General features: G+C 41.9%; 8 protein-coding genes and 2 tRNA genes. 5 read left to right on the top strand and 5 right to left on the bottom strand.

Features of this window, described 5'->3' with window-relative positions; translation table 11 throughout:
* Positions 1-12 precede the first annotated feature (12 nt).
* Positions 13-1965, top strand: coding sequence for an FAD-binding protein (locus NG78_RS02055; protein WP_004134854.1), 1953 nt, complete (start codon positions 13-15; stop codon positions 1963-1965).
* A 114-nt stretch (positions 1966-2079) separates the two neighbouring features.
* Positions 2080-2166 (top strand) — tRNA-Leu (locus NG78_RS02060).
* A 159-nt stretch (positions 2167-2325) separates the two neighbouring features.
* On the opposite strand, the gene NG78_RS02065 is transcribed toward NG78_RS02060, so the two are convergent.
* From NG78_RS02065 to guaA, 3 genes are all read right to left on the bottom strand, one after another.
* Positions 2326-3054 carry a GntR family transcriptional regulator gene (locus NG78_RS02065; RefSeq protein WP_004134852.1) on the bottom strand — a complete coding sequence of 243 codons (729 nt, stop codon included), beginning with the start codon at positions 3052-3054 and terminating at the stop codon, positions 2326-2328.
* A gap of 214 nt (positions 3055-3268) precedes the next feature.
* Positions 3269-4657: a PTS ascorbate transporter subunit IIC gene (locus NG78_RS02070; RefSeq protein WP_004134850.1), complete on the bottom strand. Its 1389-nt coding sequence runs from the start codon at positions 4655-4657 to the stop codon at positions 3269-3271.
* 519 nt (positions 4658-5176) lie between these two features.
* On the bottom strand, positions 5177-6739 hold the full coding sequence (gene guaA / locus NG78_RS02075; protein ID WP_004134848.1) for a glutamine-hydrolyzing GMP synthase: 1563 nt from the start codon (positions 6737-6739) through the stop codon (positions 5177-5179).
* A 401-nt stretch (positions 6740-7140) separates the two neighbouring features.
* On the opposite strand from guaA, the gene NG78_RS02080 reads away from it, so the two are divergent.
* The 3 genes from NG78_RS02080 to NG78_RS02090 all read left to right on the top strand — a co-directional run bounded on the left by NG78_RS02080 (position 7141) and on the right by NG78_RS02090 (position 13000).
* Positions 7141-9618, top strand: coding sequence for a phosphoketolase (locus tag NG78_RS02080; RefSeq protein WP_004128025.1), 2478 nt, complete (start codon positions 7141-7143; stop codon positions 9616-9618).
* Positions 9619-9896: 278 nt separating this feature from the next.
* Positions 9897-11597 carry a phosphate acetyltransferase gene (pta, locus tag NG78_RS02085; RefSeq protein WP_004134845.1) on the top strand — a complete coding sequence of 567 codons (1701 nt, stop codon included), beginning with the start codon at positions 9897-9899 and terminating at the stop codon, positions 11595-11597.
* 173 nt (positions 11598-11770) lie between these two features.
* Positions 11771-13000 (top strand): acetate/propionate family kinase, encoded by a 1230-nt coding sequence (locus NG78_RS02090; RefSeq protein ID WP_004134844.1) that lies wholly within the window; start codon positions 11771-11773, stop codon positions 12998-13000.
* 74 nt (positions 13001-13074) lie between these two features.
* Here the strand turns inward: NG78_RS02090 and aroA are convergent, their stop codons facing one another.
* A complete protein-coding gene (gene aroA / locus NG78_RS02095; RefSeq protein WP_029600161.1) occupies positions 13075-14442 on the bottom strand; it encodes a 3-phosphoshikimate 1-carboxyvinyltransferase in 1368 nt (455 codons plus the stop codon).
* Between the two features lie 88 nt (positions 14443-14530).
* Positions 14531-14604, bottom strand: a tRNA-Pro gene (locus tag NG78_RS02100).
* Positions 14605-14691 lie beyond the last annotated feature (87 nt).

Here is a 14691-nt window from a genome sequence, read left to right as displayed (position 1 = left end):
GAAAATAAGAGTATGCAATCAAGCGAATACTACGATGCAATTATTATTGGAGCCGGAGCAGCAGGACTGTCTGCAGCACTTGGGTTGGTTCAATCTTGCGAATACAAGGCATTGAAAAAACAAGGAAAATCTCCTTCAATAAAAGTGATTTCTAAACTACCTTCTTTAAGATCTCATACCGGATCAGCAGAAGGTGGAATTGCTGCAAGCCTCGGAAATGTTGAACACGATACTTGGCAGTGGCATTATTATGACACTGTTCATGGTGGAGATTGGCTAAGCGACCAGGATTCGGCTAAGCTGCTTGCAAAAGAGGCTTACGAAACAGTTATTCAGCTTGAACATGATGGCGTAGCTTTTTCTCGCACAAAAGATGGTCATATTAACCAGCGTCGCTTTGGCGGTCATACTGCCAATTTTGGTAAGCAACCAGTTGCGCGTGCTGCTTTTGCTGCAGATAGAATCGGTCATCAAATTTTGTATAGTCTTTGGCAAAAATGCGTTGCTGAAAATATCTCTTTTATTGAAGATTTATATGTTACAGATATTGCAATAAATCAAGAAACGCAAAAAGTTGAAGGCATTGTAGCTTTTGATCTTACAAAAGGTAAATTGCGCTCTATGCGCGCAAAGTTAGTTCTTATTGCTACAGGCGGCGCTGGAAGATTATTTTCTACAACATCAAATTCTTGGGATTTAACAGGCGACGGAATGTCATTAGCTTTGAAAGCAGGCTTGCAGATTGAAGATTGCGAGTTTATACAATTCCACCCTACTGGTCTTGGACATACTGGAATGCTACTTTCTGAAGCAGCTAGAGCAGAAGGTGGAGTATTAAAAAATTCCAATGGCGAATCATTTATGAAAAATTATGATTCAATTCATAAAGATTTAGCCCCGCGAGATATTGTTTCTCGAGCTATTGAAAATGAAATTCGCGAAGGCCGCGGTGTTAAAGATACTACAAGCGATTGTAATGCTGACTCAAAATGCGATTGCATTTGGCTAGATATGACAAATATTGGCAAAGACCGCATTAAAGAAGTTTTGCCGCAAGTTAACGAAACAATAGAACAATACGCTAATATTGACCCTTCTAAAGATTTAGTTCCTATTCGTCCAACAGCTCACTACACAATGGGCGGAATACCTATTACTTTAAATGGCGAAGTTTACAAGTGGCACAACAATAATAGAACTATTATTAAAGGACTATACGCAGCTGGTGAATGTTCTTGTGTTGGAGTTCATGGAGCTAATCGCTTGGGAGGAAATTCTTTGCTTGACGCTTGCCTTTTTGGAAAACGCGCTGGCGTTGCAATGGCAAAAGAACTTAGCGATATTATTTCTAGCAGCAAATGCGAATGCGACGAAAATAACGAGTGCAACAAAAATAGTGAGTGCAACGAAACATGCACAGAACTAGAAAAATTATATAATCAAAAAAATTTTGAGATTAAAACGCTTACTAAAGAAGATAATTCTGAGCAAGATGGTATCGAAAATAATATAAATGCCTTAAGTAACTCTGCAGATACAAGCGAAGGAAATAATCCTTATTCACTATTTTCAAAACTTGGAACAATTATGGAAAAAGCTGCTGCAATATCTTGTGATGAAAAGTCACTTAAATCAGCTTTACAAGAAATACAAACGTCATTACTTCCGAAAATAAAAAATTTAAAGCTTCATAGTAAAGATTTGATTTTTAATCAAGAACTTACAGCAATATGGGAAATAAGCAATATGTCAACGCTTGCACAAGCCGTATTAAAGGCATCGCTTTGTAGGCATGAGTCACGCGGATCATTCTTTAGAAGAGACTACCCAAACCATGACACTTCCACTATTCCACAGCATTCATTCGTTGATTTAAAAGGAAATACAACAAATAAACAGGTTAATATTCTTGATTTTCAACCAAGTAGCGACGTAAATTTTGCAGCGAAGAATGGCTTAATATAAGGCATATATAAGGCAATTTATGCTTTATTAGAACAAAAAAGCATAAATTTTTCAACACGCCGAAGCAAAGACTCAAAAAAGATGTTATAGTCTTATCTGTTGTCTAAAACACCTGTCCGGGTGGCGGAATGGTAGACGCGCTAGCTTGAGGTGCTAGTGCCTATTTGTACAGGCGTGCGGGTTCAAGTCCCGCTCCGGACACGAAATAAGTCTTGCTGAGAAATCAGCAAGACTTTTTTGTTTTGTAAAACAACCGTCAGACTATAAGACTGAAAACCAAACACAAATAGCTTATACGAAAATTGCCTGCAGAAAATTCTACAGGCAATTACAAAACTTCATTCTCACACAGTGAAAATTTTATGAATTTGCGTGTAAATGGAAGCGAATCTCGCCAGAATTTGGCGTATACACTGCTGCACCAAACGCAATTTTAGAACCAAAATTATCTTTTACAGTAGATTGAGCAGCAATTACTGCAGTTCCAACAGGAACGTTCATTACTGTTGCAAGACTGTCACATAAGTTTTCTACATAAATAGATACTTCATTTTCCACAAGCTGAACCGCGTAAGCATGCAATAAGAAATCAGCTAAAGATTCATTAGAAAAATCATGAGTTAGCACTTTAGGAAAACGAGAAGCAGATAAATACAGCACGCTGTAACGCGATAATACTCCGTCTATGTATCGCAAACGCTTTAAGCAAATAAGCTCATCCGTTGGCTTTAAGCCTAATCGCCCAGCAGCATCTTCATCATGAACAACGTCATTTTCTAAAACTTTAATGCGAACTTCAGCATAATCAGCATATTCTTGCTCATAAAATCCTTGTGCCCTGTCAGAAATCATATCTCGATTTCTACTATTAATAATTTCAGATGCGCGGAACGTGCCCCTACCTTGTTCTCGCACCAACAAGCCTTCTGCAATAAGTGTGTCTACAGCATGCCTCAACGTAATGCGACTAACGTTGTACTGCTTGCACAATTCAATTTCGGGAGGCAATTGTTCGTTTGCTTCCATAGAATCAATGCGAGCGCGAAGATTATCTCGCACAGCAATGTATTTAGGCACACCTTCGACCATTATCACTCTCCCCTAGCTAAACGATAACATGAAAAGCCGTTGATACTAGTTTGTGTAAAACACAGCATAGTAACAACGGCTCATGCAAAACTAATAACTCTGTTATCCTACCAGTCATACAATAAAATGTACAAATAAATAAGAAAATGAGTAAAAAAATTTTTAATTTTTATATGTCTACACAATTATTTAATTGTGCTTTTATTTTCCTTACTTATTTTATTTCTTCAACTTTTTCAAAATTATTAGAATCGCGTTTATTCATAAATATTGAGACAGAGTAGAACAATATTAGCGCAATAAGTATTACAGAAATTAGAACAGTACGTCCGCCAACAATATTTACGTGACCAAGTATTACACCAAATACGCCATAATCCGCATCAGAATATGTAGAATTTGCGCTTCCCAAATCGCCAAGCACTGGCAAAAGGAACAAAGGAAGGAAGGTAATAAAAAGACCATTAATAAATGATGCAGTCAAGCAACCACGTATTCCACCTTGACCATTACCGAATACTCCTGCAGCACCACCAGCCATGAAATGCGCAACAATTCCAGGAATAATAATTGTCGTTCCCAAAATCGCCATAAGCGTCATTCCAAGCAAACCGCCAAAGAAACTAGCTAAGAAACCAATAAGAACAGCATTAGGAGCAAAGCCAAAAGTCATTGGTGCATCTAAAGCAGGACGAGCATTTTTAACAAGCTTTTCCGATATTCCCTTAAAAGCTGGAACAATTTCGTCAAGAACAATCTGCACGCCTGCAAGAATAATATAAACACCTGCAGCAAAAGTTGCAGCCTTCAACATAACGAAAACAATGAAGTTTTGACCATTAGATAAATGTGTTTCGACATACGAAGATCCAGCAAAAAGTGCCACTACTATATAAATAACAGCCATAGAAAGCGTGATAAGAACTGTTGTATCACGCAAGAATCCCAATGCTGCTGGGAATTTAATATCCTCAGTTGACTTAGAAGGACGCTTTTTTGAAGCAGTAATTTTTGCAATTAACGCACCTAAAGCAACACCAGTACCAGCAGGATGACCTAAAGCAACATCATCTTTGCCTGAAGCTTTTTTCATAAACGGCTGCACCAGTGCTGGAGAAATTGTCGTAAACAATCCTTGAGCAATTGAGCCCCATAAAAGAACTTCCCACATGCTAAATCCTGCAACATTAAATATAACTGCAAGCATACTTGCCATATAGAAAGCTACGTGACCCGTTAAATAGATAAATTTAAAACGAGAAGTAATAGAAAGAATAATATTAACAATCATTCCAAAGAAGAAAATAATCGCAGATTCAGAGCCATATTTCAATAAAACAGTTCCAATAATTGCTTCATTATTCGGAACTACGCCTTGCACATGAAATGCATATTGAAACATTTTGCCAAATGGGTTCAACGCTTCAGTAATAACTCCAGAACCAGCTGCTAAAACAAGAAAACCAACAAGAGTACGGATTGATCCTTGCAAAATATCCGAGAATCTCTTTCTTTGCACTGCAAGCCCAATAAAAGAAATAAGCGCAACTATAACAGATGGCTGTCTGAAAATATCGAGCAGTACTGACAGAATTCCGTCCACGTAACTCTCCTTACCATATTAATCGATATAGTTTGAGCGGCTTACGCAATTATTGGCGGCAAAATATCTTACAAACTTCGCAAACGATACCGTAGGCGAAACTATTCGAGATACACGATTAGTTTCGTAGCACAGTAAAACTACACTTACAAAATTCACGGTTCCGCAATGAAGCAAAGTAGTAAGAGCTACTACGAGCAGTAGTTTTTACACCCAGCCAACAACTACTGTTACAGCTCATACTGTTGTTTCATGTAAAATTCATTATATCGTTTAAACATTATAAACAATTAGAAACAACAGTATTTACTACTACAATATTCATTAAATATCGATAAAATTCGAAAATTTACCTGTTTTTAGAAAATTCGACACACCGATATACAGAAAAAAGCACTCCATTTTCACGAAGTGCTTTATAAAAAACAGTAATTATTACAGTTTTTAATGAAAATAAACATATGTTTTACTGTATAAGCATATGTTTATATTTCAGTCGATAATTCTCATCAAAAACTGTCACTCCCACTCAATAGTGGCAGGCGGCTTAGAAGTTACGTCGAGCACAACGCGATTGATTTGACGGCACTCGTTTGTGATTCGAGTAGAAATCTTCGCCAACACATCGTAAGGAACGCGAGACCAATCAGCTGTCATAGCATCCTCAGAGCTCACAGGGCGCAAAACAATTGTAGAACCATATGTGCGCTCATCGCCCTGAACACCAACAGAATGAACGTCAGCAAGCAATACAACTGGGCATTGCCAAATGTCGCGGTCAAGACCAGCTTTAGAAAGCTCTTCCCTAGCAATTGCATCTGCTTCGCGAAGAACAGCCAAACGCTCGCGTGTAATCTCACCAACAATGCGAATACCTAAGCCTGGACCAGGGAAAGGCTGACGCCACACGATTTCATCCGGAAGCCCAAGCTCAGTACCAATAGCGCGAACTTCATCCTTAAACAGCGTGCGCAAAGGCTCAATAAGCTTAAACTTCAAATCTTTTGGCAAACCACCAACGTTGTGATGCGACTTAATGTTTGCAGCACCGTCTCCGCCGCCAGATTCTACAACATCTGGGTAAAGAGTTCCCTGCACAAGGAACTTAACTTCAGCTCCAGTTTTACCAGCTTCTTCAATAACCTGACGCTGAGCTTTTTCAAAAGTACGAATGAACTTTTCGCCAATAATCTTGCGCTTGCACTCTGGTTCACTTATGCCTTTAAGTGCATCCAAAAAATCGTCTTCTGCATCTACCGCAATAAGCTTAATGCCTGTAGCTTTAACGAAATCATGTTTAACCTGCTCAACTTCGCCTTTACGAAGCAAACCGTGGTCAACAAAAACGCAAGTAAGCTGATCACCAATTGCTTTATGCACCAAAGCTGCAGCAACCGCTGAATCAACTCCACCAGAAAGACCACAAATAACTTGCGCATCCCCAACTTCGGCGCGAATCTTAGCAACCTGATCCTCAATAATGTTAGAAGGATTCCAATTGTTATCTAACCCTGCACACTTATGTAAGAATGTAGAAATAAGTTCCTGACCCAATGGAGTGTGCTTTACTTCTGGATGCCACTGAACTCCATAAAGTTTGCGACTTTCATCTTGCATTGCAGCAACAGGAGCACCATCTGTGTGCGCCAACACCTTAAAACCTTCTGGAGCGCGCTTAACAGCAACACCGTGGCTCATCCAAGTATTTTGCTCAACAGGAGAATCTGCAAGCAGGCCTTCAGAATCATCAATAGTTGCGGAAGTTTTACCATACTCACCAAGAGCAGCTTTATCTACATCTCCACCAAGTTCATGAGCCATTACTTGGAAGCCATAGCAAATGCCAAGAACTGGAACGCCCGCTTCAAAAATCTTTGGATCAATATCTGGAGCACCCGGTTCATAAACAGAAGCAGGACCACCCGAAAGAATAATAGCTTGAGGATCTTTAGCTAACATTTCGTCAACTGGCATAGAGTGCGGAACAAGCTCTGAATACACATTAGCCTCTCGCACTCGACGAGCAATAAGCTGAGCGTATTGAGCGCCAAAATCAACGACAAGCACTGGTCCTTTTGCCATGATTCTCCTTATATATAAGTTCTAATACGATTCAATTCATAATAGTGAAGCTTTGAGACGTTGCGTAATTACAAAACGCCGAAATTAGATATAAAAGTTACATTAATAATTCTAAATCAATAAATAGCTTTGATAAATTTTTGTGCGAAACGCTGAATAACAAAGCAAAAAACGAACATCAAATATAACATAATCTATACAAATGGCTAATTTTTTGCGCACATAATCACACATTTTTTCAACATAAATGCACGAAGAAGTAACCAAACGAACAAAAGTCAGACGCTGGCACTATACTGAAACGGATGGAAAAAGAGCTGTAATACATTTGTTTTCCAGACTCTATAACCAAATGGTAATGATCAAATTGCACTGAAAAGTGCTTGAGTACAGGAGTACACATGACGAGTCCTGTTATTGGCACACCTTGGAAGAAGCTCAACGCTCCAGTTTCCGAGGCAGCTATCGAAGGCGTAGACAAGTACTGGCGTGTTGCCAACTATCTTGCAATCGGCCAAATTTATCTTCGTAGCAACCCTCTAATGAAGGAGCCGTTCACTCGCGAAGATGTTAAGCATCGTCTGGTGGGCCACTGGGGCACCACTCCAGGTCTTAACTTCCTTATTGGCCACATCAACCGTTTCATTGCTGACCACCAGCAGAATACCGTGATTATCATGGGTCCAGGCCACGGCGGCCCAGCTGGTACTGCTCAGTCCTACCTCGACGGTACTTACACTGAGTACTATCCAAAGATTACAAAGGACGAAGCTGGTTTGCAGAAGTTCTTCCGCCAGTTCTCTTACCCAGGCGGTATTCCTTCTCACTTCGCTCCTGAAACCCCAGGCTCCATCCACGAAGGTGGCGAGCTTGGTTATGCACTCTCCCACGCTTACGGCGCTGTTATGAACAACCCAAGCTTGTTCGTTCCAGCAATCGTCGGCGATGGCGAAGCTGAAACTGGTCCTTTGGCCACCGGTTGGCAGTCCAACAAGCTTGTGAACCCACGTACCGACGGTATCGTGCTTCCAATCTTGCACTTGAACGGTTATAAGATTGCTAACCCAACTATTCTTTCCCGCATTTCCGACGAAGAGCTTCATGAGTTCTTCCACGGCATGGGCTACGAGCCATACGAGTTCGTTGCTGGCTTCGACGATGAGGATCACATGTCCATCCACCGTCGCTTCGCCGATATGTTCGAAACCATCTTCGACGAGATTTGCGATATTAAGGCTGAGGCTCAGACTAACGACGTAACTCGCCCTTACTACCCAATGATCATCTTCCGCACTCCAAAGGGTTGGACTTGCCCGAAGTTCATCGACGGCAAGAAGACCGAAGGCTCTTGGCGTGCACACCAGGTTCCACTGGCTTCCGCTCGCGATACCGAAGCTCACTTCGAGGTTTTGAAGAACTGGATGAAGTCCTACAAGCCTGAAGAGCTCTTCGATGAAAAGGGCGCTGTGAAGGAAGACGTTCTTTCCTTCATGCCAAAGGGCGAACTCCGTATTGGCGAAAATCCAAACGCCAACGGTGGTCGTATTCGTGAAGATTTGAAGCTTCCAAAGCTCGATGATTACGAAGTCAAGGAAGTTAAGGAATTCGGTCACGGCTGGGGTCAGCTCGAAGCTACCCGTCGCCTTGGTGTTTACACTCGTGACATCATCAAGAACAACCCAGATTCCTTCCGTATCTTCGGCCCAGATGAGACCGCTTCCAACCGTTTGCAGGCTGCTTACGAAGTAACCAACAAGCAGTGGGATGCTGGCTACCTTTCTGGCTTAGTCGATGAGCACATGGCTGTTACCGGCCAGGTCACCGAGCAGCTTTCCGAGCACCAGATGGAAGGCTTCCTCGAGGGTTACTTGCTCACCGGTCGTCACGGCATCTGGAGCTCTTACGAGTCCTTCGTACACGTTATCGACTCCATGTTGAACCAGCACGCAAAGTGGCTTGAGGCTACCGTTCGCGAGATTCCATGGCGTAAGCCAATCTCCTCCGTGAACTTGTTGGTATCCTCTCACGTATGGCGTCAGGATCACAACGGCTTCTCGCACCAGGATCCAGGCGTAACCTCCGTGCTCTTGAACAAGACCTTCAACAACGATCATGTAATCGGCATCTACTTCCCAGTAGATTCCAACATGTTGCTCGCTGTTGCTGAAAAGGCTTACAAGTCCACCAACATGATTAACGCCATCTTCGCTGGTAAGCAGCCAGCCGCCACTTGGTTGACCCTCGACGAAGCTCGCGAAGAGCTCGAAAAGGGCGCTGCAGAGTGGAAGTGGGCTTCCAACGCTAAGAACAACGACGAAGTTCAGGTTGTTCTCGCTGGTGTTGGCGATGTTCCACAGCAGGAATTGATGGCCGCTGCCGACAAGTTGAACAAGCTTGGCGTTAAGTTCAAGGTTGTTAACGTTGTTGACTTGCTCAAGTTGCAGTCCGCTAAGGAAAACAACGAAGCTTTGACTGACGAAGAGTTCACCGATCTCTTCACCGCTGACAAGCCAGTTCTCTTCGCTTATCACTCCTATGCACATGACGTTCGCGGCTTGATTTACGATCGTCCAAACCACGACAACTTCAACGTCCATGGCTACAAGGAGCAGGGCTCCACCACCACGCCATACGACATGGTTCGCGTGAACGACATGGATCGTTACGAGCTTACCGCTGAAGCTTTGCGTATGGTTGACGCCGCCAAGTATGCCGACGAAATCAAGAAGCTCGAGGACTTCCGCCTCGAAGCCTTCCAGTATGCAGTCGACAAGGGTCTTGATCACCCAGATTACACCGATTGGGTATGGCCAGGCGTTAAGACCGACAAGCCAGGCGCTGTCACCGCTACCGCTGCAACCGCTGGCGATAACGAGTAGTTTTAAGCTCATAAAGCTAAAACTGGTTAGCTAAAAACAATTCGGGAGTCAATCGAAAGGTTGACTCCCGTTTTGTATATAAAAATAAATTTGCATGTAAACTAAATAAAAAAAAACGAATCAAAATTTATATTGCAGAATTACTACTATGTGCGTGTATAAAAACAAAAAGCCGTACAATAGAACAAGCTTGGCTATATTGCAAAACTTAAGTAATTTAATTTTTACAATATGAAACCTAACAGCACAACACGAATAGTATCAAAGGAGAACGCATCGTGTCACATATTAATGTAACAATTATTGGCAACGAAGATATGTACGGCAGAAACGCTGTTGCACTCGGAATAACACATATTCTGTCTAACAACTACAGCACTACTATTTTTCGCCCATGCGCTCAAACCAATGACGCTTTCACTAAACAACTTTTGGGTATTGCAAATACTTCAGCAAAATTAGAGCAAGTTATTGCATCCACTCCAGAAATAGTCAGAACAAATAAAGACACAGTGCGCGGAGATATTGTTGCAAGATACAATGAAGTACTACAATCAACATCCGCCCAAGCTTCTGTTATTGTTTCAAGCGACGCAAGCCCTGTATATGATCCAGATTTATTTGCTTTTGACGCAACTGTTGCAGCAGACTTAGCTTCGCCTGTTTTTCTAACCGTTTGCGCAAAGGGACGAAGCTCAGAGCAAATCTTACAAACTATTAATACTGCCAACGCTTGTATTATGAAGGCTTGCACGCAAATTTTGGGCGTTTTTGTTACTGACTGTTCTGAGGAACTTGGCGCTGAAGTAATGAAAGATTACACAGCTAGAAATTGTGCAAATTCTAGCGAAAAAGAAACTCGAGTAAGCCAAACACCATTATGGGTGCTGCCTCAAATAAACGAAGAAAACAAAAATAGTTCGTTAGAAATATTCGTAAACTGCATTAGAGAAAAAGATATTCTTAATGCGCTGCACCAGCCATTCAATGTACCAACTACCCCATACGCTTTTCAATACAGTCTTTTAGGAAAAGCAAAAGAACAGAAGAAAACAATTGTTCTTCCAGAAGGAGAAGAAGATCGCATATTAAAAGCGGCAGATTACTTGCTTGAACGAGATATTGTGAATCTTATTATTGTTGGAGAGCGCGAATCAATATTGAAACGTGCTGAAGAGTTAAATCTTAATTCAGTTTGCAAAGCAAGTTTCCAATCTATTAGCGATGAAGCAATGCTTAGCCATATGATTACAAAACTTTGCGAATTAAGAGCAAAGAAAGGAATGACTGAATCACAAGCAAGAGAACAACTTAACGACGCAAGCTATTTTGGCACTATGCTAGTTGTGCTTGGACAAGCAGATGGTCTTGTGTCTGGATCTGTTAATTCCACTGCAAATACTGTGCGACCAGCATTACAAGTAATAAAAACAAAAGCCGGCTCTAAGCTGGTTTCTGGCGCATTTCTTATGTGTTTTAAAGATCACGTAGCAGTCTTTGCAGATTGCGCTATTAACACAAACCCGAATGCAGAACAGCTAGCAGATATTGCGATTCAGTCTGCGAATACTGCTGCAGCATTCGGACTAGATCCTAAAGTTGGAATGCTTTCTTATTCAACGTTAGGATCTGGTAAAGGCCCAGATGTTGACATTGTAGAAGAAGCGACGCGAATAGTAAAAGAAAAAGCTCCAGATTTAGCCGTAGTTGGTTCTATTCAGTTTGATGCAGCTTGGTCTCCTACAGTTGCTGCAGCAAAAGCAAAAGATAATCCTATTGCAGGTCACGTGAATGTATTTGTGTTCCCTGATTTATGCGCAGGAAATATTGCGTATAAAGCAGTACAACGCTCAAGCGGAGCACTGGCAGTTGGCCCTATTTTACAAGGTCTAAATAAGCCTGTAAACGACTTATCTAGAGGAGCTTTAGTACAAGATATTATTAATACTGTTGCTTTAACAGCTATTGAAGCTCAGTGAGAATAAGATTTTGTGCAGAAAGCTATAAAATCAACAAAAATAAACTGTTAAATGTTCTTCACATATTTTAGATTGTTATGACACAAAATAACTCTCCGTATTGTATGAACTTAACGGTAAAATAGAGCGTGGCAATTTACAAGCCTTATCAATACTTTATGGAGGATGCCCCAATGGCAAAAACCGTTCTTGTTATCAATTCTGGTTCCAGTTCGATTAAGTATCAGCTCGTTGACTTGGAAAGCGGTGAAGGTATCGCTTCCGGCATCGTTGAGAAGATTGGCGAGCCAGTTGACGGCCACTACAAGCACGTATTCAATGGCGAAAAGCATGAGTTCGACGAGCCAGTTCACGACCACGAGCAGGGCTTAAAGCGCGTACTCGGTTTCTTCGAAGAATATGGTCCAAAGCTTTCGGAATCCGGCATTGTGGCAGTTGGACACCGCGTTGTTCAGGGTGGCTTGACCTTCCCTAAGCCTGCATTAGTCAATGAGAAGACAATCAACAAGGTTAAGGATTTGGCAGTTTTGGCTCCACTTCACAACGGCCCAGAGGCTGTTGGCGCTGAAGTCATGACTGAACTTTTGCCAGACGTTCCGCAGATTATGGTATTCGATTCTTCCTTCTTCCATGCTTTGCCACAGGTTGCAGCAACTTATGCCTTGAACAAGGAAATTGCAGACCGCTATCATATTCGTCGCTACGGCGCTCACGGCACTTCTCACGAATACATTGGTTCTGTTGTTCCAAGCGTTGTTGGTAAGCCTGCAGAAGGTTTGAAGCAGATTGTTTTGCACATTGGTAATGGTGCTTCTGCTTCTGCACAGATTTCTGGCAAGCCAGTTGAAACTTCCATGGGCTTAACCCCACTCGAAGGCTTAATGATGGGCGGACGCACTGGCGATATTGATCCAGCAGTAGTCTTCCACCTTATTCGTAACGCTCACATGAACGTGGACGAACTTGATACTCTCTTCAACAAGCGTTCCGGCATGATGGGTATGACTGGCCACGGCGATTTGCGCGATATTCATAAGCTCATTGCAGAAGGCGACGAAAACGCTAAGCTTGCTCTCGGCGTATACGTACACCGTATTGTTGGCTACATTGGTAACTACACTGCCCAAATGGGTGGCGTTGACGTCATTACATTCACAGCAGGCGTTGGTGAAAACGACGAAATCGTGCGCGCTAAAGTATGCGAAAAGCTTGAGCCATTCGGCGTTAAGCTCGACAAGGAAAAGAACTTGGTTCGCTCTAAGGAGCCACGCGTTATTTCCACTCCAGACAGCTCTGTAATTATTGCTGTAATTCCAACGAACGAAGAGCTGGCTATTGCACGCAAGGCTGCAGCTATTGCTGAAGCTGGCGAAGATAGCTACGGCAACAAGTTCAAGCACTAAATTGTTTGCGCTTAATGGCGCAGAAAATAAATAGATATAAATAATCCCGAGTCAAAAAGGCTCGGGATTATTTATTATTCAAGCATTTTATGCCACATGCCTGGAAAATCAGGAATCGTTTTGCGAGTAGTAGAAATATTTTTGATTCTTACATTTTCTATGCGCAGTCCAAGCATTGCAGCAAACGTTGCCATACGATGATCTGCATAAGTTTCCATAACTTCCCCATGCACATAATCACTTGGCTCAATACTGATGCCATCTTCAAGCTCTTTAGCACCAATACCGACTCTATTTAATTCTTTAACTAAAGCTTCTAAACGATTAGTTTCATGGCCACGTAAATGAGCAATACCGTGCAACTGACTTACTCCATCCGCAAAAGCAAGAATAGCTGCAATGCTTGGAGCAATCTCCCCCGCTTTACTTAAATCTAAAGAAGGAATTGCATGAATACGGCCATTTCCTTTTACACAAAGAACTCCAGACCCAGTGTTTGTATCGTTCTCTTCAAAATTAACAACAGCACCCATACGTTCAAGTATGGCCGGCAACAATCCGCCAGGTTGAGTCGTGCGCTTAGGCCAGTTTGGAACTCTAACTATGCCTCCTGAGATTAAAGCAGCCCCTAAAAATGGCGCAGCGTTAGACAAATCTGGTTCAATAACTACAGTATTTGGCAAAACTAATTTTGATTCCAAAACAGCCCAACTAATAGGCTCTATCATTTGGACTGTGCCACCAGACTTTTTCACATCATCTATTGTCATTAAAATATGCGGCATGCTCGGCAAATTTTTACCAATATGTTCAATATACAAACCGTTAGGTATGCGAGAACCAATTAGCAATAATGCTGAAATGAATTGTGACGATGCAGAGGAATCAATGCAAACAATATTTTCCACATTGCGAGTTTTAAGTTCTAATGATTTAGGAGGAGTAATCGTGTACGGCAAAAAACCAGTTTCGCCGTGATACTCCACGTGAGCACCAAGCTGTTCTAAAGCGTCAAGAACTGGCTTCATAGGGCGAGCATAGGCTTGCTTATCTCCATCAAAGCGCACAGGTTTATTCGCAAACAATGCTAGAGCAGAAACAAAACGCATTACAGTTCCAGCTAGTCCGCAATATACTTCAGCATTATCTTCAACTCTAAAAATTCCGTCTTCTGGAGGAATTACGCGCAGTTTCGTGCCCTCTTCATTTAGAGATTCACATTTAACTCCGAATGTAGATAACGCGTTAATCATGAGCTCAGTGTCTCTAGAGCGTAACAATCCTTGTAAAACTACAGGTTTTGTACCTATTGCTGCCAATATTAAATAACGATTTGACAGGGACTTACTACCAGGGACCTCAACACAAGCTTTTAATTGATGATTAGAATACGGTGCTTCCCAACAAGTAGCACAATCCACAGTATCGTTAATATCACTCATAATATGAATACTATCTATTAATATGTACGGATACGTGCACAGATAATTGTTGCGAGCTGAATAAAATATTTCACTAGATATAAAAAAGTCGGGGTGACAGGATTCGAACCTGCGACATCCTGCTCCCAAAGCAGGCGCGCTACCAAACTGCGCTACACCCCGAGGCTTTTGAACTGTTAACCAGCTCCAAGCACAATCAAATACAATAGCGCACTTTGCCGACAAATGCAAATTTTCGACACACGTGGC

This window comes from Gardnerella greenwoodii 00703Dmash (genome assembly GCF_000263635.1).
GTDB lineage: Bacteria > Actinomycetota > Actinomycetes > Actinomycetales > Bifidobacteriaceae > Bifidobacterium > Bifidobacterium greenwoodii.
This window is presented reverse-complemented; position numbering and strand designations above follow the sequence as displayed.

What these genes read in the sequence shown, in the direction of transcription:
- aroA (WP_029600161.1), bottom strand. Translation starts at nt 14,442, where the DNA reads ATGAGTGATATTAACGATACTGTGGATTGTGCTACTTGTTGGGAAGCA.
- guaA (WP_004134848.1), bottom strand. Translation starts at nt 6,739, where the DNA reads ATGGCAAAAGGACCAGTGCTTGTCGTTGATTTTGGCGCTCAATACGCT.
- NG78_RS02055 (WP_004134854.1), top strand. Translation starts at nt 13, where the DNA reads ATGCAATCAAGCGAATACTACGATGCAATTATTATTGGAGCCGGAGCA.
- NG78_RS02065 (WP_004134852.1), bottom strand. Translation starts at nt 3,054, where the DNA reads ATGGTCGAAGGTGTGCCTAAATACATTGCTGTGCGAGATAATCTTCGC.
- NG78_RS02090 (WP_004134844.1), top strand. Translation starts at nt 11,771, where the DNA reads ATGGCAAAAACCGTTCTTGTTATCAATTCTGGTTCCAGTTCGATTAAG.
- NG78_RS02080 (WP_004128025.1), top strand. Translation starts at nt 7,141, where the DNA reads ATGACGAGTCCTGTTATTGGCACACCTTGGAAGAAGCTCAACGCTCCA.